This is a genomic window from Deltaproteobacteria bacterium (assembly GCA_016177765.1).
Taxonomy (GTDB): Bacteria; UBA10199; UBA10199; order JACPAL01; family JACOUP01; genus JACOUP01.
Window position 1 is genome coordinate 370,955 of the sequence record JACOUP010000008.1, and the last position, 24,295, is coordinate 395,249.

Annotated in this window: 18 protein-coding genes; 13 read left to right on the forward strand and 5 right to left on the reverse strand. The window is 56.0% G+C overall.

The window, feature by feature from the left end; genetic code table 11:
* Window positions 1–3: 3 nt before the first annotated feature.
* Both HYS22_04230 and HYS22_04235 read right to left on the reverse strand, forming a co-directional pair.
* Entirely contained in the window at window positions 4–1,266 is a 1,263-nt protein-coding gene (locus tag HYS22_04230; GenBank protein ID MBI1909357.1) for a type II secretion system F family protein, read from the reverse strand.
* Window positions 1,263–3,059, reverse strand: a complete 1,797-nt coding sequence (locus HYS22_04235) for a type II/IV secretion system protein (GenBank protein MBI1909358.1) — start codon at window positions 3,057–3,059, stop codon at window positions 1,263–1,265. The genes HYS22_04230 and HYS22_04235 overlap by 4 nt, the downstream gene beginning before the upstream one ends.
* A 102-nt stretch (window positions 3,060–3,161) precedes the next feature.
* Between HYS22_04235 and HYS22_04240 the strand changes: the two genes are divergently transcribed.
* Window positions 3,162–4,262 carry a type IV pilus twitching motility protein PilT gene (locus HYS22_04240; protein MBI1909359.1) on the forward strand — a complete coding sequence of 367 codons (1,101 nt, stop codon included), beginning with the start codon at window positions 3,162–3,164 and terminating at the stop codon, window positions 4,260–4,262.
* Here HYS22_04240 and HYS22_04245 read toward each other — a convergent pair.
* Window positions 4,259–7,243 (reverse strand): PD40 domain-containing protein, encoded by a 2,985-nt coding sequence (locus HYS22_04245; protein ID MBI1909360.1) that lies wholly within the window; start codon window positions 7,241–7,243, stop codon window positions 4,259–4,261. The two genes, HYS22_04240 and HYS22_04245, sit on opposite strands and share 4 nt — an antisense overlap.
* 88 nt (window positions 7,244–7,331) lie before the next feature.
* Here HYS22_04245 and HYS22_04250 point away from each other — a divergent pair, with 88 nt between their 5' ends.
* From HYS22_04250 to HYS22_04285, 8 genes are read left to right on the forward strand one after another with little or no spacing between them, the layout of a single operon-like run.
* Window positions 7,332–8,561 (forward strand): threonine synthase, encoded by a 1,230-nt coding sequence (locus HYS22_04250; protein MBI1909361.1) that lies wholly within the window; start codon window positions 7,332–7,334, stop codon window positions 8,559–8,561.
* 18 nt (window positions 8,562–8,579) lie between these two features.
* Window positions 8,580–8,837, forward strand: a complete 258-nt coding sequence (locus HYS22_04255; protein ID MBI1909362.1) for an NIL domain-containing protein — start codon at window positions 8,580–8,582, stop codon at window positions 8,835–8,837.
* Window positions 8,838–8,845: 8 nt separating this feature from the next.
* Entirely contained in the window at window positions 8,846–9,748 is a 903-nt protein-coding gene (locus HYS22_04260; protein ID MBI1909363.1) for a cysteine synthase family protein, read from the forward strand.
* A 1-nt stretch (window position 9,749) separates the two neighbouring features.
* Window positions 9,750–10,202, forward strand: coding sequence for a M67 family metallopeptidase (locus HYS22_04265; protein ID MBI1909364.1), 453 nt, complete (start codon window positions 9,750–9,752; stop codon window positions 10,200–10,202).
* Between the two features lie 15 nt (window positions 10,203–10,217).
* Complete coding sequence (locus tag HYS22_04270; GenBank protein MBI1909365.1) at window positions 10,218–10,502, forward strand: MoaD/ThiS family protein; 285 nt, start codon at window positions 10,218–10,220, stop codon at window positions 10,500–10,502.
* A complete protein-coding gene (locus HYS22_04275; GenBank protein MBI1909366.1) occupies window positions 10,499–11,644 on the forward strand; it encodes a radical SAM protein in 1,146 nt (381 codons plus the stop codon). Before HYS22_04270 ends, HYS22_04275 begins: the two co-directional genes overlap by 4 nt.
* Window positions 11,641–13,068, forward strand: coding sequence for a DASS family sodium-coupled anion symporter (locus HYS22_04280; protein ID MBI1909367.1), 1,428 nt, complete (start codon window positions 11,641–11,643; stop codon window positions 13,066–13,068). Before HYS22_04275 ends, HYS22_04280 begins: the two co-directional genes overlap by 4 nt.
* Before the next feature lie 50 nt (window positions 13,069–13,118).
* Complete coding sequence (locus HYS22_04285) at window positions 13,119–14,474, forward strand: MFS transporter (GenBank protein ID MBI1909368.1); 1,356 nt, start codon at window positions 13,119–13,121, stop codon at window positions 14,472–14,474.
* Window positions 14,475–14,483: 9 nt separating this feature from the next.
* Here HYS22_04285 and HYS22_04290 read toward each other — a convergent pair whose 3' ends face one another.
* A complete protein-coding gene (locus HYS22_04290) occupies window positions 14,484–18,683 on the reverse strand; it encodes a hypothetical protein (GenBank protein MBI1909369.1) in 4,200 nt (1,399 codons plus the stop codon).
* Between the two features lie 74 nt (window positions 18,684–18,757).
* Between HYS22_04290 and sat the strand changes: the two genes are divergently transcribed.
* Window positions 18,758–19,924 carry a sulfate adenylyltransferase gene (gene sat / locus HYS22_04295; GenBank protein MBI1909370.1) on the forward strand — a complete coding sequence of 389 codons (1,167 nt, stop codon included), beginning with the start codon at window positions 18,758–18,760 and terminating at the stop codon, window positions 19,922–19,924.
* Here the strand turns inward: sat and HYS22_04300 are convergent.
* On the reverse strand, window positions 19,921–20,550 hold the full coding sequence (locus tag HYS22_04300) for a two pore domain potassium channel family protein (protein ID MBI1909371.1): 630 nt from the start codon (window positions 20,548–20,550) through the stop codon (window positions 19,921–19,923). The genes sat and HYS22_04300 overlap by 4 nt on opposite strands.
* A gap of 45 nt (window positions 20,551–20,595) precedes the next feature.
* Here HYS22_04300 and HYS22_04305 point away from each other — a divergent pair, with 45 nt between their 5' ends.
* From HYS22_04305 to HYS22_04315, 3 genes are read left to right on the forward strand one after another with little or no spacing between them, the layout of a single operon-like run.
* Window positions 20,596–22,419 carry an adenylate/guanylate cyclase domain-containing protein gene (locus tag HYS22_04305; protein MBI1909372.1) on the forward strand — a complete coding sequence of 608 codons (1,824 nt, stop codon included), beginning with the start codon at window positions 20,596–20,598 and terminating at the stop codon, window positions 22,417–22,419.
* A 55-nt stretch (window positions 22,420–22,474) separates the two neighbouring features.
* On the forward strand, window positions 22,475–23,452 hold the full coding sequence (locus HYS22_04310) for a magnesium transporter CorA family protein (protein MBI1909373.1): 978 nt from the start codon (window positions 22,475–22,477) through the stop codon (window positions 23,450–23,452).
* A gap of 3 nt (window positions 23,453–23,455) precedes the next feature.
* Window positions 23,456–24,283: an MBL fold metallo-hydrolase gene (locus HYS22_04315; protein MBI1909374.1), complete on the forward strand. Its 828-nt coding sequence runs from the start codon at window positions 23,456–23,458 to the stop codon at window positions 24,281–24,283.
* Window positions 24,284–24,295 lie beyond the last annotated feature (12 nt).

A 24,295-nucleotide genomic window follows, 5' to 3' on the forward strand; every position in this document is an offset into this window, starting at 1 on the left:
ATTTTAATGCGGGAGGACTACTGACGAGAGGTTCCAGATCGGGAGGAAGATGGAGAGGGCCAGAAAGGCGACCGCCCCAAAGATAAAGACCAGCATCATCGGCTCCAAAAGAGTTGTTAAGTTCTTGATTGTATAGGCTATTTCTATATCATCGTGGGCTGACAACCCCTCCAGCATCTCATCCAAGGCCCCTGCCTTTTCACCGACGGCGGTGGTCTCAATAAAAATTGTTGAAAAATAAGGGGATTTTTTCATCGCCTCGGAGAGGGTCTTTCCGATGGCGATCTCACTCTTCAGGTTGAGGATCTCTCTCGAGATGAGGTGGTTATCCAGGGTCCCCCCGACTACTTCCAGGGCCCTTGTGACTGAGAGACCGCTCCGGTAGAGGGCCGCAAAGATATGACCAAAGCGGGAGCTGGCAATCTTCAGGTGCAGGGGGCCGAAAATCGGCAGTTTGAGCCGGAGACGGTCGAGGGTGAGTCGTCCCTTGGCCGTCCTTTTATAACGATAAAAGAGGAAAAGGCCGACACCGGTGATGAGAAGTGCCAGGGCCCAGTATTCGGTGACAAAGTTGCTGGCCCCGATCAACAAACGGGTCACCAGTGGGAGTTCTGCCTTGTAGGTCGCATAGAATTGGGCAAACCTGGGGACAACGGCTATCATCAAGACCACAATAGCCAGCACCAACGCCCCAAAAACGATCTTCGGGTAAAGGAGCGCCGATTTGACCCCCGACCGGATTTCATTTTCTTTCATCAGCAAGGTCGTGAGATCCAGCAGGACTTTATCCAGAAGTCCCGCCTCCTCACCGGCCATGATCATGTTGACATAAACCTCATTGAAGACCCTTGGGTGTCTGGACAATGCCTTGGAGAGAGATGACCCGGCCTGGACATCGGTCTGGATCTGGGAAAGGGCGGCTTTCAGCTTTTTGTTTTTTGTCTGGCCGATCAGAATCCCAAAAATCTCCTCCATCCCCATCCCGACCTTGACCAGCATCTGGAGTTGCCGGGTAAAGACAATCAACTCTTCAAGGCTGACACGATAAATCAGGTTCCAGATCAGATCCCACAATTTGGCTTTTTCAAAGCGGAAGGGTAAATCACCCAAGGGTAACCTCAGACTCCTCTTCCTGACCTGGATCGGGATCAGCCCCTGGGAGGCCAGTTTTGATTCCAGTTCCTCCCGGCTCTCGGCCTTGGCCTGCCCAACGATCAGGAGGCCGCGAGGGTCTCTCGCCCGATAGGTAAAATCAGAGACGGTCACACCACCTCCTCGGTGACCCTCAAAACCTCCTCAAGGGTTGTCATCCCCGCATTGACCTTTTCAAAGCCATCCTCGCGGATATCCTTCACCCCCATCTTGCGGAGTTGGTCCCTGACTTCCGTATCGGAGGCCTTGCGATAAATGAGGTCTCTGATAACATCATTGATCGGTGCCAGTTCGAAGAGGCCAACCCTCCCCTTGTAACCGGTCATCCGGCAATGGGAACACCCCTGCCCCCGAAACGCTGTTTTCACAAGCTTGACCCAGGGGCCTAAACGGGTTTTGTCTATTGAAACCTCTTCACGACAATGGGTGCAGATTCTCCGGACCAGCCGTTGATTCAGGATACCGACAAGGGCCGAAGAGAGGAGGAAGGATTCGACCCCCAGATCCAGAAGCCGCGACAAGGCCCCCGACGCCGTATTGGTATGGAGTGTCGAGAGGACCATATGCCCTGTCATCGCGGCTCTCACCGCAATGTCCGCTGTTTCGGCGTCACGAATCTCTCCGATCATCACCACGTTCGGATCCTGACGCAAAATAGCCCTGAGGGCGGTGGCAAAGGTGATCCCCGCCTTCGGGTTGACCTGGGCTTGATTGACCCCCGGAATCTCGCTTTCCACAGGGTCCTCAATGGAAACGATATTTTTTTCCGGGGAATTGATTCGCAAGAGACCCCCATAGAGGGTCGTCGACTTGCCGGATCCTGTTGGCCCTGTGACCAGAAAAAGCCCATAACTCTTGGCGACCAGTTCCGAAAAAAGTTTCCGGTCCTTCTCGCTAAAACCGAGGTCCTCAATGGTGATCAGATTCTCCTTGGAGAGGAGCCGGATCGCCACCTTTTCCCCTTTGGTTGTCGGGTAGGTGGAGACCCTTAAGTCCAGTCTGTTCCCCAGGAGACTGATGCGGATCCGGCCATCCTGGGGGATCCTCCTTTCGGCGATATCAAGGCCGGCCATGATCTTGATTCGTGAAATAATCGGGAGATGCATCGGACGGGGCAGGACTTGTTTCTCTTCCAGAAAACCGTCAATCCGGTAACGGACCCGGAGCGAATCCTGTACCGGTTCGATATGAATATCGCTCGCCCGTTCGGAATAGGCACGACTGATCATCTGGTTGACAGAGGCCACAATTTTTGGCCCGGAGGCGATCTCCTGTAATTTTTCAGAGAGACCGGTCATCCCCTCATCATCTCCAATCCCGATGACCTCCAGATCCGACAATCCCTTGGGTGGCACACCATTGTGTGACACACCCTTGGGCGAATCGCCCTTGGGTGACACACCATTGTGTGACACACCCTTGGGCGAATCGCCTTTTTCAGAGGCCTCCCGCCGCCAGTCGCTGGAGTAGTAGTGGTCTATCGCCTCCAGGATTTCCCCCCTGGAAGAGAGAACAGGGTCAACCTCCGCATGGAGAACCGCCTTCAGGTCATCCAAGGCGGCCAGTTCCAAAGGATTGGCCATCGCCACAACAATTTTCTCCCCATCCTGACGGAGGGGGAAAACGGTATAACGTTTGGCCAAGGCGAGCGGGACCCTCTTGACCGTCTCCGGATAAATTGTTGTCTCCGCGAGAGAGACAAAGGGGATATGGAGTGCCTGGCTGAGAAATTGGAGGATCTGTTCTTCGGTAACGAATTTTTTTTGGATAAGGATCTGGGCCAAATCGACCCCCAGGTCTTCCTGACTGACCTTGGCAACGGCCAACTGCTCCGGCGTGACGAGCCCGGCAACCACCAGGTCCCCCCCCATCCCATCCAACATCTTGTAGCTCGGTTCGGTCTGCATTTTAAAAATTACCGGAGTTTCAATAGGTTATTATACTGGAACTCAAGGGACAGGTCAATTAAGGTTGGCTGGTCTCTTTCTTTCATGTTATCATTCAGGGAGATGGCTTCTCTTCCCACCTCGGCTGAGCTCTTCACCCTCCTTGAAGAAAAAAGGGGGTCGGACCTCCATCTTGTGGTGGGGAGTCCGCCGCAGATTCGGATTGACGGTCATCTTGTCCCGCTAGAAGCACCGGTGCTCACACCGGATTCCGTGAAAGATCTTTGCCACTCCCTGTTAACGCCAAAACAAAAAAAGGATCTTGAAACGAGGAATGAGCTCGATTTTTCATTTTCCATGGGGGCCTCCCGGATCAGGGCCAATCTTTACCACGATCAAGGGAATCTCGCCGCGGCCTTGAGGAGGATCCCGGCTAAAATTCCCTCGATGGAGGAGATCGGTCTCCCGGCTGTTGTGCAACAACTGATCTCCAAACCGCACGGCCTCATCCTCGTCACCGGCCCGACCGGTTCCGGCAAATCGACAACGATCGCCTCCATGATCGAATCTATCAATGAAACAAGGCACGATCATATCATGACCATCGAAGATCCCATTGAGTACCTCCACCCCCACAAAAAAGGGCTCGTGAATCAGAGGGAGATCGGTCAGGACACGGAGGATTTTAAGACAGCCCTGAAGTACATCCTCCGTCAGGACCCCGATGTGATCCTGATCGGGGAGATGAGGGATCTGGAAACCATCGCCGCCGCCATCACCACCGCAGAAACAGGGCATCTTGTCTTTGCCACTCTCCATACCAATACCGCGGCCCAGGCGATCAACAGGATCATTGACGTCTTCCCCCCTCATCAACAGGCACAGGTCAGGACCCAGCTCTCCTTTATCCTGGAGGCGGTTTTAACAGAGACTCTTCTTCCGAAGATCGGCGGAGGCCGGATCCTGGCAATGGAAATCCTGATCCCCAATTCTGCCGTCAGGAACCTGATCCGTGAAGACAAGAGTCATCAGATCCCGGCAACGATGCAGGTTGGCCAAGCGGAATCCGGGATGCAAACGATGAATCAGGCGTTGGCCCAACTGGTCAAGAAAGGGGTTGTCTCCCTCGAAGAGGCGAAAGGCCACGCTACCGACCCCGAGGAGTTCAGGAAACTGGTCGGCGGCACCCCCACCCCCTTAAGAAGTGCCAAAATGAATTATTAAAATGAGGTCCCCAGTTCCAGAATCAAAACGCCATTCTTGATATTACTGCCCAGAATCGGATCGGTCAGGCCGGCGACGCGGGCCTGATTGACAACAATAATCCCATACCCCAACCGGCCGGTCACCGGGATATGATACCCGATGACAAAGTCTCCCCGGAGTTCGGCACCGACCCCCAGGAGGAAGTCCTTGAAGAAATCGACAAAACCGCCTGTTTTTTGATCCTTGTTCCAGGCATCTCCATAATCGGCAAAGAGTCCCAGGTGGGCACTATTGAGAAAAAGCGGCAAGGTCCCCAGCCCCCTCTGGAGACGAAAGAGCGGGACCCTGTATTCTGCCGAGATAACCATCGCCCGGTCACGGGAAAAGGTCACGAGGGGAAGGCCGCGGAGGGAAAAGACACGACTGGAGGTGCCGGTCAGAAACCCCTCACCGATCGCCCCACCAAGGCCAAAGTTGCCCTGAAAAAGTTGGTCCCCCAGGGCGATGCCACCGGCCGACCGAAGGGCTATCACATGGTGTTGCCACGGGAGGGGGAGAAAAAGCCGCTCCTCCCCCCAAAAGAGCTGTTGTTCCAGGCCAGCCTTGGAACCCAGGACCTCATCGGTCAACATAAAATTCATGTTGAGGCGATGTCCCCCCTCCGGGCTGATGGAGGCCGGATAAAATTTTTGTCCCCGCGTATCCCAATTGTACTGGAAGTGGAGGCCGGCATACCTTCCCTCCGTCGGGACCGCCGTCCCTGTCGGGATTGTGGAGAGGTTGTCCCGACCCTCAAAAAAGTAGGAGACCGAGGTCCGGTGCGATCCCGCACCATCCAGAGGGATCCGGATCCCACTGTGTCCGCGCCAGCGTTGTTCAAAATAGTCGGACCCGATCCTGAAAATATCCCCGTAATTGACCGCATACCGCGAGGCCCCGGTAAAAAACGAGGGGGTCCAGCGGTTGTAGAAATAATCGGCGTTAAACCCGATAAATCGGGCATCGGTCCGGTAGGTCGGCCCCCCGAACCAGAAATGCCGCTCCAAGGGATCATGAGAACCGATCATCGCCGACACAAAGAGTGAACCGTCCAGATAGAGGGCGTTCGGCATGATGTAGTGCGGCAGGAGGGAGGGGCCCCAGGGGGAATAGGGTTTGGGTGGAGAAAGTAGGGACGGGTTGTCTGGCACCGATAATCGGTTTCGCTCAAATGCCGCGAAACCGTTATCTGCACTCTCGGCCCGATTGTCCTTAGAAGGCTTTCGTGAATCGGGCCTGCGAGAGCTGCCGATCAACCCGTCCCTACTTTCTCCTAGAGCGATTTTCCGTATCTCATACCCCCGTCCATGGTAATACTGGAAATAAAGACTCTTCGCGTCTGCGGAAACTGTCGGTGAGAAGGCACCTGTCAAAACGTTTGTGATTTTTTCCGTTTTCTTCGTCTTGAACGTGTGCCGGTAGATATTGGCAATCCCGCTCCGGTCAGAAGAAAAATAGAGCGAAGAACCGTCAGGGTCCCAAACCGGACCGGTCTCCATCGCGGGATCATCCGTCACCGGCGAAAAAATTTTCTTATCTGTATCAAAAATGGCAATGTCCCTTTTTCCCCTCTTGGGTGAACCACCCTTCCAGATAGAGAGAGCCACCCGCTTGCCGTCAGGAGAAAAACGGGGGGTGTCCAGTTGTTCTGCCATCTGTCCTTCATAGATAATAGCTGTCTCTTTTGAGGCCAGGTCATAAAAAGCGAGAGAAGAACGCCCTGTTTCCTGAACAACAAAAACGAGTCTCTTGCCGTCCGGTGAAAAATCGGGATCCCTTCCCCTTTTTCCTTGAGTGAGCTGTTCCGATTTCCCGGTCTCGAGGTCAATCGTATGGAGATCTTCAAAATAGGAATACCGCTTCACCAGCCCCTGACTCGAAAAGACAACCCTCCGGCCTGACGGCTCAAAACGAAATCCGGAGGCGCTCTTTTTTAACACCACCCTCTTTTTTTCCCCCGTTGCCAAAACGAGACTCTGGATGGAGGGGGCCCGATGGACCGACTCCTCCAGGTAAATAAGGCTCTGACCATCCGGAGAGGGGGAGGGATGGAGATAACTGTCTTTCCCGGTGACAACCGGTTCCCCTTCTCGCAGACCCTCGGCCTCCAGGATTTTTTTCTGGTCGGCATACTTCTTCTCCAATTCTGCCTTCCATTCTCGCCAAAGGGTGCGGAACGTCTTGCCGTACGCACGCCAGGCCTTGTTGCTGAGACCAAAAAAGAGGGGGGAGGCGCCGTACTTGTGGGAGAATTTGATTAATTTATCTTTCCCCTGTTTGTCGGAAAGGAACTGCCAGAATTTCACCCCATAGAGGTATCCCGCCAGGTACCCGGGCCAGTCATACTGGGTCCCGGCCATCTGGTCGAGGTTCAGGAACTTCCCGTGGAGGGTGTCGGTCCGGAGAAGCATCTCGGAAAAACTGGCCCGCCCCCGCCCCGCCCCGGTCATCTCGGTCTCAAAAAAAGAGGCGATCCCTTCGGCAACCCAGGTGGGAGTCAGACCGTTGGGCGCAATCATCTTGCCGAAGAGAAACTTCAACCCCTTCATCGGGGCCCCAACATCGTTCAGGTGCAGGATATGGGTGTACTCGTGAAAGACGAGCTCCTTCAGCCAGTCGTCATAATACCCCAGCGCCGTCTCCGGCGAAGGGGGAACCACCCGAAGGAGGATGCTGTTATAAGGGAGGACCGTGGCAAAGCCGTTGGCCTGGTCATGATTGTCCACGATGACAACCTGCGTTTTCCCCCAGGGATAGACCCCAAAGATCGCTCCCAACTGTTGATACGCCTCTTCCAATAAAGAGGCCGCCCTTTGGGAGAGAGCCTCCTCCCCTTCATGAAAATGGATGGCAAAGTGGTCCGTCTTCAGGGTGGACCAACGGAGAGAAGGATCAAACGTCGCTCCATAAAGGAGTGTGGGAAGAATTATAAAAAAGAGACAAAGGAGGTTCTTCCGCATGGTCGGACCCTTCCTCTATCGCATATTTTTTGAAGAAAATACAGCCTTTACAAAAGAGGCCTCTTGTCAGTAGTCTGTTAGGCCTTCCATGAGCTTCACGAAGGGTCTCAAATGTCGCGAGTGCCACACGGAATACCCCAAAGAACCGATCCATGTGTGTGAGTACTGCTTTGGTCCCCTGGAAGTTTCCTACAACTACGACGCCATCCGGAAAGAGTTGACCCGGAAGGTCATCGAAGGACGCGAACAGAACATGTGGCGGTACCGGGAACTCCTGCCAATTGACGGGGAGCCGACGGTCGGCCGGCAGGTCGGTTTTACCCCCTTGATCAAGGCCCCCAATCTGGCCCGGGCCCTCAAGATGAGAGCGGTTTATATCAAAAATGATGCCGTCAACTTCCCCACCCTCTCCTTTAAAGACAGGGTGGTCTCTGTGGCCCTCTCCAAGGCCAAGGAGTTTAATTACAAAACGGTCGCCTGCGCCTCCACCGGAAATCTGGCCAATTCCGTCGCCGCCAACGCTGCCGCCGCCTGCCTTGCCAGCTACATCTTTATCCCCCATGACCTGGAACAGGGGAAAATCCTGGGAACGATGATCTACGGAACCCATCTGATCGGCATCAAGGGGACCTATGATGAGGTCAACCGGCTCTGCAGTGAAATCGGTGCCAAATACCACTGGGCCTTTGTCAATATCAACATCCGTCCCTATTACGCAGAGGGGTCGAAAACCCTTGCCTATGAACTGATGGAACAGCTCGGCTGGAAGGTGCCGGACAACATCGTTGTCCCGATGGCCGGAGGTTCCCTCATCACCAAGATTTGGAAGGCGATCCATGAATTTCACAATCTTGGTTTCACGCCAGACACCCCTACCCGGGTCTTCGGGGCCCAGGCGAGCGGTTGCGCCCCGATCACTACCGCGGTCAAGGAGGGGGCAACCCTCTTCAAACCGGTCCGGCCGAATACAATCTGCAAGTCACTCGCGATCGGCAACCCAGCCGATGGTTTCTACGCCATGCAGGCGATGCGGGATTCCGGCGGCTGGGGAGAAGATGTGACCGATGAGGAAATTGTCGCCTCGATGAAACTGCTCGCCGAAACCGAAGGGGTTTTTGCCGAAACGGCGGGAGGGGTTACCTTGGGGGTTGCCCAAAAACTGATCCGCCAGGGACGGATCAAAAAGGAGGAGTCGCTGGCCCTCTGCATCACCGGCAACGGTCTCAAGACCCAGGAGGCGGTGGCTGGGAAAATAGGGAAACCGTACCTGATCGGCCCGACGATTGACGAATTTGACCGGCTCTACAAACAGCTTTAAACAAGGAGGGAGTGGGCTATGAAAACAAAAAAAACGGTTCGACGGAAGGTTTACCTGACCTTCCCGGCCTCCCAGACGAAGGAGGCGATCATCTGCGACATGTACGACCATTACAAGGTCCGGTTCAATATCCGGTCCGCCTCGGTTTCCGAGAAGATCGGCCTGATGGCGGTGGAGATGGAAGGACCTGAGGAAAAGATCCAGAAGGCCTTCGCCTATTTTAAAAAACGGGGACTCAAGGTGGAACCGATCGAGATGACAGTGGTGGAGTCTTAACTTCCATGATGAAGCTTGAATCGATCACAGAACGTGTCGGGGGGACACCCCTTGTTCGGATCCGAAAGTTGGGGCAGGGCATCAAGGCGGTCCGTGAAGGAAAGGTGAAAATTTTCGCCAAGGTGGAATATTTCAATCCGGGCGGTTCTGTCAAGGACCGCCCTGCCTTGAAGATGTTGCGGGAGGGGATCCGCAGAGGACTCCTGACCCGGGACAAAACAATTATCGATGCCACCTCCGGCAATACCGGCATCGCCTACGCCTGGATCGGAGCGGCCCTCGGCTACAAAGCAGAATTGGTCATGCCTGAGAATGTCAGCCGGCAACGGAGGGAGATGGTTACCGCCTGCGGCGCGAAGATCACCTACTCCTCCCCGATGGAAGGTTCCGACGGGGCGATCCGTTTGGCCAAAAAAATCTACACGGAACACAAAAGGGACTATTTCATGCCGGATCAGTACAACAATCCGGTCAATCCCCAGGCCCACTATGAAACCACCGGTGTTGAGATCTGGGAAGAGACGGAAGGAGGGGTAACGCACTTTGTCGCCGGCATCGGAACCAGCGGTACGATCATGGGGACGGGACGACGCCTCAAGGACTACAATAAAAAAGTAAAAATATTCGCCGTGGAACCGGATCATGCCCTGCATGGGCTGGAGGGGCTCAAACATATGGAATCGGCGATCGTCCCCGGCATCTACAAGGAAAAGGAGCTGGATGGAAAGTTTCTCTTGCCGACGGAACCTGCTTATGAACTCTGCCTGCAATTGGCCAAAGAAGAAGGGCTTGTCGTCGGTCATTCCTCAGGGGCGGCAATGCTGGGGGCCTTGAAGATTGCCGAGACCCTCAAGGAGGGGCAGATCGTCACCCTTTTCCCGGATCATGGCAGCCGGTATTTGGGGGAATGATATGTTGACTATCCCCCATCCTGTTTGGAACCAAATCATCCGTCATGCCGAACAAGGATATCCCAATGAGACCTGCGGCCTGCTGGTTGGTTCCAAAAATGAGAAGACCGCGAGCCACTACTATCCTTGCCGCAATATTTACGATGAAATGCATGCCCGGCACCCGGAAACCTACCCCCGGACCGCCAGGACCGCCTACCTCATGGATCCGGCCCAACAGCAAAAAATCTTTGACGGTGCTACCGCACAGGAGTTAGAGATCAAGGGGATCATGCACTCGCATACCGATCATGAGGCCTATTTTTCGGAGGAAGACAGCCTCGTCGCCGCCCCGTGGGGGGAACCGATGATTCCGGGAGTGAGTTATATTGTTGTTTCCGTCTCAAAAGGGAAGTTCCAGGAGATGAAAGAGTATTGTTGGGATGAGTCAAAGAAACTATTTGTCCAAAATTAAAAGGAGGATTCTATCATGGGTATCAAGGTTCGAGTCCCTACACCGTTGCAAAAGCTGACCGGCAATAAAGGAGAGGTTTTGGCCAAAGGAACGAGTGTCAAGGAAGTATTGGCCGATCTTGACCGGCAGTTTCCCGGAATCCAGGAAAGACTCTATGACGAAAAAGGGACGCTTCGTCGGTTCATCAACTTTTATGTGAACAACGAAGATGTCCGCTTCCTGAAGGGAGAAACGACACCGGTCAAGGAGGGGGATGAGGTCTCCATCATCCCGGCCATTGCCGGCGGCCAGGCCCGATGAATCCAGCGGTCCTGAAGTTGGAGTTGATGGCCTATGGGATCCGGCCGGGTGAGGGTCTTTTCCAGCCGCTGGCAAACCCTTTCGGTCTGGTGCATCTCACCCTTCCCGAAAAACTGGCGGTCAGCATCCACCTCCAGGAGAGATCCCCCTACTCCCTCCACAACAGGAATAACCGCTTCTTTCTCGAAAAAAATGGGGAGACCATTCCGGTGCAGTGGACCCCTCCCCTCAAGGCGTATGAGAAAAAAACCTCTTCCGGTCTTGCCATCAAGGAAATCCTCACAGTCCACGGAGGGTTGATTGCCGTCCACCCCAAAGGGCCCTGCCGATTTGGCTTGAGCGGCCTCTCCTGCCGCTACTGCGGTTCGACCAAGGCCCTCAATGAACACCCTCCCTTCACCAAGAAAGACCTTGTCGAGGCGATTGAAATGGTGCTTGAGGAAAAACGGTGCGATTTTGTGAACCTCTCTTCGGGACGTGTCACCTCAGACGACGGTGGTGTCGAATGGCTCACCCCCTGGGTTGTCGAACTGCGGAAACATCTCCACATCCTCATCTCCCTCGACCTGGCCCTCCCCCGCTCCCTCGAATGGATCGACAAAACCTATGCCATTGGCGTGGATGCCCTTTACTACGACCTGGATTTTTTCAATCCGGATGAGACCCGGCCGGCCACCTTCCAGGAACAGAGGGACCTTCACTGGAAGGCACTCGAGCAGGCCGCCAAAATCTTCCCTGCAGGGGCGGTTCTCTCCCACCTGGTGATCGGATTCGAACCGTTGGAAGAGACTCAAAAGAGGATCGACCTCCTGATCGGCAAAGGGGTTGTGCCGATCCTTGTCTACTTCCCCCCCCTTGACGGAAGCCCGCTCTCCTCCCGGTGGAAAATCACCCCGCAGGAGATTCAAGGACTCTACGCCCGCCTCTTCGAAAAACTGACCCAAACCGGTCTGAACCCCCACTGGGTTCAGCAGAGAGATGTCATCCTAACGCCGCTGGAAGGGCGTTTTCTCTCAGATCAACCGGCCCGTTATCCCCTGGCGCTCCAGAATTTTTACGAGACCTCGCTCGGAAGGATTGTCACGCTGGGGCTGGCCAGTCTCCGGAGGCACTTGAGGGTCCGGGAGGTCCCGGCCCCATGAAGGTCAAGATCGATACGCGCCCACTCCCGGTCGTCATCGCCTCCCGCTGGTGGCGTTTCCCGGTCTATCTCCTCCTCGGGTATGGCCTGTACCATTTTTATCAATCCCCTCCCCCCGAAGGACTTTCGCTCGAGGGGTTCCGGGCGCTGGTGGTCTTTCTGGCCTGTCTTGTCCTCTGGGTCTTTCACCTCCTCCCGCTCCCGATCACCGGCCTTTTTTCCCTGATCGCCCCGGTCCTGATGGGGGTGATGCCGGCGAAACAGGCCTTTAGTTTTTTCGGTTCGGAGCCTGTCTTTTTTATCCTGGGCGTTTTCATCCTCGCGGCGGCTTTGCTGAAATCAGGGCTCTCGACCCGGATCGCCCTCCTCCTTCTCCGGAGCGCCGGTCACTCCCCCAAAAGACTCCTCCTGCAAATCATGGCGGCGTCAGCCCTCCTCTCCTTTGTGATGAGCGAGCACGCGGTGGCGGCAATGATGTTTCCCCTGATCCTCGTCATCACCCGGACACTCCAGTTCATCCCCTACGGTGGCTCCTACGGGAGACTCCTCTTTCTGGCGATGGCCTGGGGGTGCATCATCGGCGGAATTGCCACGATGCTCGGAGGGGGACGCGTCCCGCTGGCGGTCGGGATGCTACAGGAAGCGGGACAGGAGACCATCACCTTCCTCCAATGGACCTCGGCGGTCCTTCCGGTCGTCCTGATCACCTTTCTTGCCGGGTATCTTGTCTTGACCCGTTTTTATACTATTGATGTTGATTCCGTGGCCAACGCCGATGACTTGATCACCACCAAGCTCCGCGAATGCGGCCGTCCGCTTCTGGAGGAGAAATTCCTGGCGCTTCTCGTGGTCGGGGCGATCGTCGGATGGACCCTCTGGGGGAACCGGTTTGGGATGGCCACGATTTCAATCCTGGTGGTTGTCCTCCTCTTCATGTTCCGGGTGGTGGAGTGGAAAGACCTGGAGGAAAATGTGGATTGGGGAATTATCCTGATGTACGGCGGCGCCATCGGCCTCAGTACAATCTTGAACTCAACCGGCGCCGGTCTCTGGCTGGTCAAAACCCAGGTCCTTCCGCACCTCGGCTCCCCATGGCTTCTGGTCTCCCTCCTTTCACTCGTCTCTCTCCTCTTGACGGAGGCGTTGAGCAATTCGGCTGTGGTGGCGATTCTTGTGCCGCTGGGGCTCTCGATCGCCCCCACCGTCGGGATCGACCCAAAGATCATTGTTTACACCGTCGCCTCGGCCGCCGGACTCGGCTATGCCCTCCCGATCAGCACCCCGGCTATGGCACTCGCCTTTTCCGGCGGGTATTTCCGGATCAAGGATATTGTCCTCCCCGCCCTCTTGATGGATCTGATCTCCTGGCTCGCCCTGATGGCGACCGCCCGCCTCTGGTGGCCGCTTCTGGGGATCAGAATCTGACAAGTCAGAATCTGACTTGAATTTTTCGGAGAGACCGATTAGAAGGCCCCATGCTTCTGGAAGAGATCTATCACGCCCTCGCGACACAACCTCCGGCCCCGCGCATCACCGACTCCGAGGAGATCAAGAAAAAATACAAATACTGGCGGCGGCGGGTCATGTATTCGCTCTTTGTCGGCTACGCCCTGTTTTACTTCTGCCGCAAGAACATCTCGATCGCCCTCCCCGCGCTGTCGTCCGATCTCGGGTACAGCAACACGCAACTGGGGATCCTGGGCTCTCTCCTTTATGTGACCTACGGTATCGGCAGTTTTGTGAACGGAATCATCGCCGACCGGGCAAACCCCCGTTATTTTATGGCGGTCGGTCTTTTCCTCTCCGCGCTGATGAACATCTTTTTCGGGATGAGTTCGGCCCTCTGGGCCCTCGCCATCTTCTGGGGGATCAATGGTTATGTCCAGGCGATGGGGTTCCCCCCCTGTGCCCGACTGCTTGCCAACTGGTACAGCGTCTCGGAGCGCGGTTTCACCTGGAGTATCTGGCATATCTCCCACCAGGTCGGTGGGGCGGTCATTGCGATCCTGGCCGGTTATTTAATTCAACACTACGGCTGGCGTTCCAGTTTCTACGTCCCGGCCGCTCTCTGTATCGTCACCGGTTTTTTTCTCTGGAACCGGCTCCGTGACACCCCCCCGTCGATGGGGCTTCCGAATATTGCGGAGTTTCGTAACGACATTGAGCTGAACAAGGATGGCACGGAGGTGACCGACGAACCGGAGACGGTCCGTCAGATCCTTTTCCACCGGGTGCTCAACAACCATTACATCTGGATGATCGGTCTGATGAATATGTTCCTCTACATCGTCCGGTTCGGTGCCTTCGACTGGGCGACCAAGTTCCTCGTGGAGCAAAAGGGGAGCCAGATCGCCAAGGCCGGGATCGTGGTGAGCCTTCTTGAGATTGCCGGGATCGCCGGTCCGATCATCGGTGGTCTTATCTCCGACCGATGGACCAAAGGGCGCCGTGGTCCGATCTGTTGCGTCGGTTTTATTTTTTCGGTCATCGGACTGGTGATTTTCTACGTCAACCCGGCCGGCCGGCCGGTGGTCGATGGTATCGCCATCGCGATGATCGGTTTTTGGATCTACATCCCGCAGTTCCTGCAGGGGGTCTTTGCCGCTGACTTTGCCTCGCGCAAGGCCGCTTCCTCGGCAATCGGACTCACCCGTATTTTCGGCTATGCCGGGGCGAGCCTTTCCGGCGTCGGGACCGGCTGGTTTTTGGATCACTACGGCTGGGCTGGGGGATTTGGCTACTGGATTGGGGCCGGTTGCGCCGCCGCGCTGATTGCCGGTCTCCTCTGGAACGCAACACCGACGACCCATCGACATAAAAATAACAAGTAGGGGCGGCCCCTACTCCTTAAAGAGAACCATATCCCCCTGTGTCAGGTCATACCCCTTGGAACGCCCCTCCGGCCAGGTCGGCATAGAGGGACCGACCCCCGGGATCATTCTTAACTTCTCGCCAAACCAGGTGAACTCCCCAAATTTCGTCGCCAGTCTGGCAACATCAGCAGGGGTTGCCGGCTTCTCCTCCCCCAAGACCTTTTCAATCCAGGAACCGTGGCGCCTGAAGGTCTCGCTGAAGGCATCCGGGTTGGGTGAACCACCCTTGGGTGAACCACCCTTGGCTTGGCGGACCGCCCAAGCAACCGCGGCATAGACCTCGGCATGCTCAACGACCGTCTGCCCGTTCCCTGCCACCTTGTGGGGGAGACTGACTCCATTTAGCTTCTCAGCGATCCGTCCTTTTGCCTCATCCATCAATTCAGAAACCAGGATGTCCGCCATTTCCATGGAATCCCTGTCCAGGTTTCCCTTCATCAGTTTTTCCGTCAACAGGCGGTATCCATCGGCAAAGGTGTCCACCACCGGTTCCTCCGGATCCCCCAGACCGGGCAACGCGTTTAGTGGAAAGTGATTCCGGTTCCAGGAATCGATCCCGTTGGCCGCCCAATAGTCATTGCCGGTATGGAAAGCCAGAAAGGCCCCGAGATCTTGCGGCGCAACCGCCTGGTCGTCGTAATGCGACCACCAGAGGCCGGCGCCGGCGTAGAGCCTTGTCCAGTTGGTAAAGTAAGGGTCAATCGTCATCCGGGGGAACTGATCAATGGCCACGGCGGCGCCGCTGTGCCAGCCAAACCGGATCTTGAGGAATGTCCGGACCGGAAGGATCGAGATCGACCGCAGGAGGGTCCAGAGGGCATACCCCGCCCCGTCACCAAAGAGGAGATACTCACCGCGCACATAATCATAAGTGGTTCCAATCACCGTGTCATGAAGAACTGAAAAGGCGGCGATCCCCCTTTTGTTAAGAATAGGGCTCGCCGCCAGGAGAAGGCTCCCGGCCCCCCCGTGAAAGAGCGCCTCAAAATTGGCCACCCGATGGCCCGGTACCCGCCCTTCATTGACAACAGCCACCAGGGCCTCTTTCTCCGCGGGGGTCAGACCGGTCAGGATCTTTCCATCCTCCCGGATCAAGGCCCCGGAACGATCGAGCCTCACCCGGCAGTGGAGACGGTCGCTCGCCTCCAGCAACTTGGCATGAAGGCTCTTCTCCGCCTCACCCACCTCAGACAGCCGGCGGAGGGGGCCTCTCCAGTTGCCTATCTCGAGGCGAACCCCTTCCAGGAAACGGTTCCCATAAGCCCGCGCGAGGGCAAAGCGAAGCATGTTACCGCGGACCTGGCCAACCCCCCAGCCGCTGACATATTTCATCCCGACCCGGTACCAGTCGGCCTCGAGAAAATTGGTATTGCCCGATGAGTGCAACATGTACATATCCAGAAAGCGGTCGAGGGCAAAGTAGAAACGTTGGGCCTCCGGATGGATTCCAAAAAGGCGGATCGCCGCCCGATTGCCGCCGGCCAAGGCCAGGGCCAATCCCCCCACAATACTCAAGTGGGGGGTCCGACGGATGCCATGGGAATCATCCCACCCTTCCGTATCGGTAAACTGGGCCACGGTAAAATCAGCCGCGAGGACCGGAACGCTCCACCGCTCCAGGGGCTGGAACAACGCATTGAAAGGGGCCCCCAGCGTCCTCTTGACCCCCTCTTTCGTGGAAAAGCCGGCCCATTGAAGGGTGCCACCCCCCTCGACAAGGAGTCCTGCCTCCGTCCAGACCCTGGCCCAGAGCGAACCATTGTACAGCGCCGGATTGGTAGCCACCTGCGGCCGTCCTTCAACAAGGAACTGGTAAAATCTTTTTTCAAACTCCCGGCTCTGAAAGAGACGCGACCCAAGACCGGCACCAAACAGGAGGGTCCCGGCGAGCCCGACGACCGTATCGATATGGTAATCAGCCCCCCACTGGACCCCCTCCAGGCTGACCTCATCGATCGCCAGATAGTCAGCGCTGAGCAAGGTGCCGCCAGCGATCATCGCCTGTGTTCCCCGCGGAAGAGAGGCGAGAGAGGCCAGTCCCAACGCCCCAAGATCCAAGGCCCCCCTTTCCACAGCCAGGGGTGTGCTACTCAGCGCCATCAGGGCTCCTTTCGTCAGACGAACCGTATTACCGGCCAGACGCAACCCGACCCTGACAGCCTCCGCCCCCACCCCTCCCAACGGAAGGCCCCAGAGGCTGTTGAGACCGACCGTCAGACGAGAGGCCAGCCGGTAACTCTCCGCTTCACGACGCCCAACCTGGGAGACCCCCGCCTGTAGGGCCGCGGCGATCTCTTCCTGATGGGCTTCTACTTTTCCACGGACACGGGAATAGGTCAATCCTGCGGCGGCAGCGCCACCCCCTACAACAGCGCCGATCTTGCAACCCCCGGCCGCGCCGCCAACCATCCCTCCCGGAATAGGGGCGAAGAAGCCGGCCGCGCCGCCGATAAAACCGGCAACACCGCACCCGGCCGCACCACCACCAACACCGGCCGCCATGGAGTAGAGTATCTCCTCATACCCACCGGTGGTCAGGAACATCGCCTCTTCCCGCGAGGCGGCCTCCCGACCCGCCTCGGTTTCTGAAAAATCAAGACCGGCCACAAGACAACCTCTGTCAAAATGATCGGGATACAGGGCGGCGATCACCGCCAGACGATCCTGGACGCGTGCGGAATCGCCGTGAACCTGCATCAGGTACGGGAGGGCTTCATCAAGCGCCTCCGGGTAGAGGTGACGGGCCATCCGGCCGTCAAACTCGAGCCGCATCTCCAAGGAAGCCCTCATTTCATAGACGGGGTCGGGCGAAGCACCCTTGGGTGACACACCATTGTGTGACACACCCTTACCGGTTTTTCCGGTTTCATAAGGTCTTAGTTGTTCCCCGATTGTTTTGACCCGGTTGGCGTACAAGGCCGCCTGCCGGTCCAGGGCTTCCCGTTCATTCTCCTGCAGGAGTTTTTCAAAACTGCCTCCCCGGACGGTGGCGGCAATAAGCATCTCCCCCAGAAGAGTGGCATAGAGGTACGCCTCGCCGACCGGCAGGCGGCCTTTTGTTTCGCTGAGACGCTCGCGAACCATCCTGTCAAAACGCTCCCCTGTTTCAAAGAGGCGTTTGGGTGAACCACCCTTGGAAGAACCTTTCCCGTCGATCCGGTGGAGGAGACGGAAGGCCTCGGCGCGCCCCTTTTGAACCTCCCAGAGGGAGCCAGGGGGTAACGAGAGATCGTGGGTTAGGTCATAGCCAGCATTCTTCAGCTCCTCGATCGAAACCTCTGGGGTGTAAGGATTTTGGTGATTACCAGACAGGTTGTTCAAGGCCGCGGTATGGGCCCGCGGGTTGGCCCTTTGAAAATCGGCCTCGATCGCCAGCGCCTCCTCGACACTCCCCGACTGCCGAAGCCGACTGAGAAAGGCGGTCGTCGCGGCCAGGTCTTCCCCGATGTTTCTGTCACTCCCTTCCTGTTTCAAAACGAGGGCCTTCAGGGCCGGAAGACGGCTGTCGAACATCCGGGCGATTTCACCACGGTGATCGGCCAGTTCCTCCTCATCCAGTTGCGCCAAGGCCTGGACCTGATAAAAGGCCCTGCCCGCCATCGTCTCGGCAACACGGCTGGCCGCTGTATAATAATGCCGGGCCTCCGGCCTTTCGCCGACGGTTTCAAAACCGATCGCTACCCGTTCATAGGTCGCGGCGGTGAATCCTTCTTCAGTTTCTTCTTCGGAGACAGGTCTTTGGGCGGCTTGTGAAAAAACAGAGCGGACCAGCTCCGTCATCGTCCCCCGGCGATCTTTCTGGAAATGGGCGAGTTCGGTCTCGGCCTGGTGTAACCGTGCCGCCGCGGCAAGAAGGCGACGATCAAAAGTAGAATATTCAGAGGACCGCCGGACGAGGGCAAAATAGCTGTCTTGAGCCCCCTGAACCGTTTCTTCGGCCGCACGGATCGCCTCATCCTGGGCCGCAAAACCCCTTTGCCGGTAACCAATCCCGATCGCCTCTTCCAGAGAGGCCGGGGTGATCTGGTCCTCGGGTCTCTCTTCAGACCAAGAGGGAGGAGACTCAAGGGTGGTAAGATCTTGGGGGTCCTTTGGATCAAAGGCCTCAGAGCAATAAAGTACCGGACCCCCGCCTGCCCCCTTGGGTGGAATACCCTGAAAGCCCATTCGATACCCCCAGCTAGCGCCTTCATCGGCTTAACCATGGACAAGTTGCCAAAAATATGACAGAACCCACGATCATGAAAATACCGATCCCTCCCCATGGGGGAAAGCTCGTCAATAGGGCGTTGGCTGGCCGTGAGCGGGAAGACCGGATGAGGTTGATCCCCTCACTCCCCCAAAAACGACTGACCGACCGTGAAAAGAGCGACCTCGATATGATCGCCTGCGGGGCCCTCTCCCCCCTTGAAGGGTTCATGGGAGAGGAAGACTACCTCTCCGTTGTCGACACGATGAGACTCGCCAATGGACTCCCCTGGACGATCCCGGTCACCCTCTCGGCCACCAAAGAGGAGGCGGCCCGGTACCCTCTGGACAAGCCGGTCGTCTTGACCGATGAGGCGGGGACCGCATTCGCCCTCCTCCTCCTCGAACAGAAATACCTCGCCAAAAAGGAGTTGGAGGCGGAAAAGGTCTACAAGACCAAAGAGGAGTCCCACCCCGGTGTCGCCGCCATCAAAAAACAGGGGGAGGTTTTTCTGGCTGGAAAGGTGGAGGTCCTCAACCGTGTCGCCTACCCTGATTTTTCAGACTATCGCAAAGATCCGGCTGAGCTCCGTAAAATCTTTGAAGAGAAAAAGTGGCGGCGGGTGGTCGCCTTCCAGACCCGGAACCCGATCCATCGGGCGCATGAGTACCTGACCAAGTCAGCCCTTGAGGTTTGCGACGGACTTTTGATCCACCCGATTGTGGGAGAAACCAAATCAGATGACATCCCAGCTGATGTCCGGATGAAGTGTTACGAACTCCTGATCCAGAATTATTACCCCAAGGATCGTGTCGTCCTGGCGGTCAATCCGGCGGCAATGCGGTATGCCGGGCCGCGCGAGGCGATCTTTCACGCCCTGATCCGTAAAAATTACGGTTGCACCCATTTTATCGTCGGGCGGGATCATGCCGGCGTCGGAAACTACTACGGCACCTTCGACGCCCACTTTATTTTTGACGAGTTTACTGCGGAGGAGATTGGTATCACCCCACTTTTCTTTGATCACAGTTTCTTCTGTAAAAAATGCGAAGAGATGGCCTCGAACAAGACCTGCCCGCATGCCGCCGAAGACCGCGTCATCCTCTCCGGCACCAAGGTCCGTGAACTCCTCTCCCGCGGCGAACTCCCCCCACCAGAATTTTCCCGTCCCGAAATCGCCAAGATTTTGATTGAGGCGATGAAAAACAAAAAAAATTAAACATGTTTTTGCAGTCGTCCCACCGCGCCGGACACCAGGAAGACGAGGAAGAAGAGACCAACCGAGGCCTCGTACATCGCGATAAATTTACCCAGAAGCACCACCGGAAAGACATCCCCGTAACCGGTAGTAGTAATGGTAATCACGCTGTAGTAGACGTAATGGAAAAAATTGGGGAAGTGGTTGTTCAAAATCTGGTACCGCTGGTCGAAAAACTGGTACATAAAGGCGAATGACAACACCGCATCAATAAACGAAAACCCGATCGCGACCAGATGCCAGCGGGCCCTCTTCACCGCAATCGAGGGATCCCCCGTCGGCGTAAAATCAAACATGAGTGTCATCAGGTTCAAGCTGATGATCTGGATAATCCGTAAATTTCCCAAAACAACCACCACCCAACCGAGCCACAAAACGATCTGTGAAAGGGCGATCAGAGAGGAGAGAAGGAGTGTCGTGGATACGAGAAAAACCTCGGCATGATGCAGTGTCACCTCCTCTTTGCGAAATCCCAAGAGCCGATAGATCGAGGTCATCGTGACAAAAATGACCGTTTGGAAAAAGGAATGGGTCAGCGCCAGGATCGTGGAGCCGTATTCTTCTTTTTTGTGCCGAAGGGGCGTCATTAAAGTCATTGAAAGAACGGGGTGACTATACTATCTAAGACCAAAATGGAAAAGGGAAAAAAGATCCTCTTGGCAGGTCTCCTCTCCCTTTTCTTTTCTGTTTTTTTTCTCTTTCTTTTTTACGGATCTCCCCGCAACGCCGGGGCCTGGCTCCACCTGATGGAACGAAAGATCCTGGATGCGGAATTCAGGAATATCCCGCGGTCTGTCAAGGCGGACCCTTCCATCGTGATTGTCACCATCAACGATACCGCCCTCCGGGCGATGGAACCGAAATATGGCCGCTGGCCCTGGCCCCGCCGGGTCATGGGGGAAATGGTGGAATACCTCCGGGCGATCGGTGTTCGGGCCATCGGGATAGACATCCTGTATCCTGAAAGGAATGCCAAGGACCCCCAGGGAGACCGATTCTTTGTGGATCAGGTCCACAAGGCCGGAAAAGTCGTCCTGGCCGCCGACTTTCCCGAGAATCGAAAACCGCTTTTCCCCTTTGCCTCCCTTTTCAAGGCCTCGGCTGGCATTGGTGGCGTCCACCTCTCCGCCGACCCCGACGGTCCAACACGACGTTACCAGCACCTCTATCACTCCGAGGGGAAAACCTACCCAAGCCTGGCCCTCGGTGTCGCCCAACAACTTTCTCTTCAGATCCAGCCTGAAAAGATCCCTCTCCTCAAAAACGGGACCTTCAACCTCCACTGGTACGGACCCAAGGGGGCCTTTCCCTATATTGAGGCGGACAAGATCCTTGAGGCCCGCGAGGAATGGAAGAGCGGGGGCCCTGAGGCTGGATTGCACGAACAGGCGTCTGAATTCTTCAAGGACAAGGTCGTCTTCATCGGTGTCACCGCCACGGGGCTCTTCGACCTCCGGGCCAATCCCTACTCCCCTGTTTATCCGGGCGTGGAGATCCACGCCACCGCTCTTTCCAACCTTTGGCATGGTGACTTTATCCGACGGGCCCCTCCCCCCGCCGTCATCCTCTTCGTCCTCCTGATTCCCCTGCTGGCAGGCTTGGGGATAGTGATGGCCCAATCACCCCTCAAAGAACTGCTGGTCACGGCGCTCGCCAGCATTTTGGCGACAACTTGCGGGATTCTTGCCTTTCAAAAGTCAGGGCTTTGGGTCCCGATCGCCCTGACGCAAACTGTTCTCCTCGTCAATGCCGCCACCTTGATCAGTTGGAACTACTTTACCACCGGCCGCGAAAAAAGGTTTTTACGGAACGCCTTTGCCAGATACCTCACGGAGGATGTCCTAAAAGAACTCCTGAACCATCCCGAAGGACTCAAACTGGGGGGTGAGAATGCCACCCTCACCGTCTTGTTTTCCGACATCCGTGATTTTACCACCCTCTCTGAAAAATTAAAGCCGGATGAGGTTGTCGCCCTGTTGAATGAATACCTCACGGCGATGGTCGATATCGTTTTTCAGCACCAAGGGACACTCGACAAGTTTATCGGGGATGCGGTCATGGCCTTTTGGGGGGCGCCGGTAAAAACAGAAGACCATGCCGCCAAGGCGGTCCGTGCCGGCTTAGCGATGTTAGAGAAGGTGGGGGAGATCCGGGCCCGCTGGCAAAGTCAGGGGAAACCACTCCTCAAGATCGGGATCGGGATTAATACCGCTCCGATCACGGTGGGGAACATCGGCTCGGAGAAGTGCCAGAGCTACACGGTCATCGGGGATGGAGTGAACCTGGCCTCGCGGCTGGAATCGCTCAACAAGACTTACCACACCGAACTGATCGTCAGTGAATTTACCTACGAACGGATCCGGGAGAAGGCAATCGCCCGTACCTTAGATGAGGTGAAGGTGAAGGGGAAGGAACAGAGTGTCAAGATCTATGAGGTTACCGGGTGGAAGGGCTGATCCTGCTCTTCCTGATTGACCCGGTCTCTGTTCTTCTTTATAAAGGTAGGGCTCCATGGCTTCTCTTCCAACACAGGCAGTTACCTTTAATCTAACCACCCGCGAAATCAAAAAAGAACCGCTGGACTCCTTTTCTTTTAAAACAGAAAAACCAGAGGAGATTTACTGGATCCATCTCAACTCGCTGGAATCAGCCCTGTTGGAAAAAGCCAGGGCCAGACTGGACCTGTCCGAGGAGCTGGTCGGTGAACTGACCGCTGTGGAGTCGCTCCCCGATTTGACAGAGGCAGAAAACCATATCACCCTAACCCTCTATTACTGGTTACCGCCGCGCGAGGGAGAGGAACCGGCTGGAGCCCGCCGCCTGATGCTCCATCTAACCCCCCGTTACTGTCTGACAGTCGCTCCGGATCCGATACCGGCCCTCGAGGCCTTTAATGCCACTTACACCCGTGAGTTCCGTTTCGCCCAAACGACGGGATTCATGCTTTTTCTCGTCCTGGACAATCTGGTTGACGATTATGGCAAAATGCTTCGCACCATCGATCAAACCTCCGAAGCGATTGATGATCAGATCCATATTGCCTTTAACGAAAAGTTGAACACCCGCATTTTGGACCTCAAAAGAAATATCATCACCCTCAAACGAACCGTCTCTTCCTTAAGAGATATCCTGATGCGCCTTTCGGGGCGCAAGATCCCGGTTATCTCGGAGAGTTGCCGCCAGTCTCTGGGAGACGTCTACAACCATGCCCAGATTGCTACCGTGCAGTTGGAATCGCTCCGAGAATTGGTTTCCGGATCGCTGGATGCCTATAACGCCGCCCTTTCTCAAAAAATGAACGAAACGATGAAGGTCCTGACCCTTTTTGCCTCGATCACATTGCCGATGTCGTTGATCGCTGGCATCTACGGGATGAACGTCCCCCTGCCGGGGAGTGAACACCCGTTAGGCCTCGCCATCGTTCTGGGGCTGATGATCACCTCCGGGGTCGGGCTGTACGCTTTTTTCAAAAAAAGGGGCTGGTTTTAACCGATGAAAACAACAATCCGGTTTTGGGGGGTCCGCGGTTCTATCCCTGTTCCGGGCCAAAAAACGGGGTTCTACGGCGGCAACACCTCTTGCCTCGAGGTCACCTCTGGCGAAACGACGCTGATCCTGGATGCCGGGACCGGACTCCACCCGTTGGGAAAGGAACAGGCCAAAAAGAGGCAAAAGATCCACCTCTTCATCACCCACTGTCACATGGACCATATCTGCGGCCTCCCCTTCTTTAAACCGCTCTATCAAAGAAGGAGGCTCTACCTCTACGGACCGGGCGGGAGGGGGAAGGGTCTCCATCAACTCTTGAACAGCTTCCTGGCCCGCGAGTTTTTCCCCATCCCCTTGGACAAAATGCCGGCCTCCCTCTTTTTCAGAACCATCAACCAAAGGAGAACCATCCCCCCTTTCACTATCGAATCGGTTCGCCTGAACCACCCCGGCATGACACTCGGTTACTTCATCACCCTTCCCTCCAAAAAAAGGATCGCCTACATCACCGACCGGGAGCCACTCTCCCGTTTCCGTCATCACACCACAGTGAAGAATGAATCACCCCTTATCCGGAATCTCCAGGGTGTTGATCTTTTGATCCATGACGGACAATACCTGGACCAGGAATACGCCTCTCACAAAGGGTGGGGTCATTCCTCCATCAGCGATCTCTTGAAACTGGCACGCCAGGTGGAGGCTAAACACCTTGTTATTTTTCACCACGACCCGGCTCATGATGACAAAATATTAGGAAAACTTGAAAAAAAAATCCAAAAAAAGAAGCAAAAAATATGTTTGGCCCGCGAGGGGATGACGTTAACACTATAGTGTATAAAGGAG

What these genes read in the sequence shown, in the direction of transcription:
- HYS22_04235 (MBI1909358.1), bottom strand. Translation starts at nt 3,059, where the DNA reads ATGCAGACCGAACCGAGCTACAAGATGTTGGATGGGATGGGGGGGGAC.
- HYS22_04240 (MBI1909359.1), top strand. Translation starts at nt 3,162, where the DNA reads ATGGCTTCTCTTCCCACCTCGGCTGAGCTCTTCACCCTCCTTGAAGAA.
- HYS22_04245 (MBI1909360.1), bottom strand. Translation starts at nt 7,243, where the DNA reads ATGCGGAAGAACCTCCTTTGTCTCTTTTTTATAATTCTTCCCACACTC.
- HYS22_04250 (MBI1909361.1), top strand. Translation starts at nt 7,332, where the DNA reads ATGAGCTTCACGAAGGGTCTCAAATGTCGCGAGTGCCACACGGAATAC.
- HYS22_04255 (MBI1909362.1), top strand. Translation starts at nt 8,580, where the DNA reads ATGAAAACAAAAAAAACGGTTCGACGGAAGGTTTACCTGACCTTCCCG.
- HYS22_04260 (MBI1909363.1), top strand. Translation starts at nt 8,846, where the DNA reads ATGAAGCTTGAATCGATCACAGAACGTGTCGGGGGGACACCCCTTGTT.
- HYS22_04265 (MBI1909364.1), top strand. Translation starts at nt 9,750, where the DNA reads ATGTTGACTATCCCCCATCCTGTTTGGAACCAAATCATCCGTCATGCC.
- HYS22_04270 (MBI1909365.1), top strand. Translation starts at nt 10,218, where the DNA reads ATGGGTATCAAGGTTCGAGTCCCTACACCGTTGCAAAAGCTGACCGGC.
- HYS22_04275 (MBI1909366.1), top strand. Translation starts at nt 10,499, where the DNA reads ATGAATCCAGCGGTCCTGAAGTTGGAGTTGATGGCCTATGGGATCCGG.
- HYS22_04280 (MBI1909367.1), top strand. Translation starts at nt 11,641, where the DNA reads ATGAAGGTCAAGATCGATACGCGCCCACTCCCGGTCGTCATCGCCTCC.
- HYS22_04285 (MBI1909368.1), top strand. Translation starts at nt 13,119, where the DNA reads ATGCTTCTGGAAGAGATCTATCACGCCCTCGCGACACAACCTCCGGCC.
- HYS22_04290 (MBI1909369.1), bottom strand. Translation starts at nt 18,683, where the DNA reads ATGGGCTTTCAGGGTATTCCACCCAAGGGGGCAGGCGGGGGTCCGGTA.
- sat (MBI1909370.1), top strand. Translation starts at nt 18,758, where the DNA reads ATGAAAATACCGATCCCTCCCCATGGGGGAAAGCTCGTCAATAGGGCG.
- HYS22_04300 (MBI1909371.1), bottom strand. Translation starts at nt 20,550, where the DNA reads ATGACGCCCCTTCGGCACAAAAAAGAAGAATACGGCTCCACGATCCTG.
- HYS22_04305 (MBI1909372.1), top strand. Translation starts at nt 20,596, where the DNA reads ATGGAAAAGGGAAAAAAGATCCTCTTGGCAGGTCTCCTCTCCCTTTTC.
- HYS22_04310 (MBI1909373.1), top strand. Translation starts at nt 22,475, where the DNA reads ATGGCTTCTCTTCCAACACAGGCAGTTACCTTTAATCTAACCACCCGC.
- HYS22_04315 (MBI1909374.1), top strand. Translation starts at nt 23,456, where the DNA reads ATGAAAACAACAATCCGGTTTTGGGGGGTCCGCGGTTCTATCCCTGTT.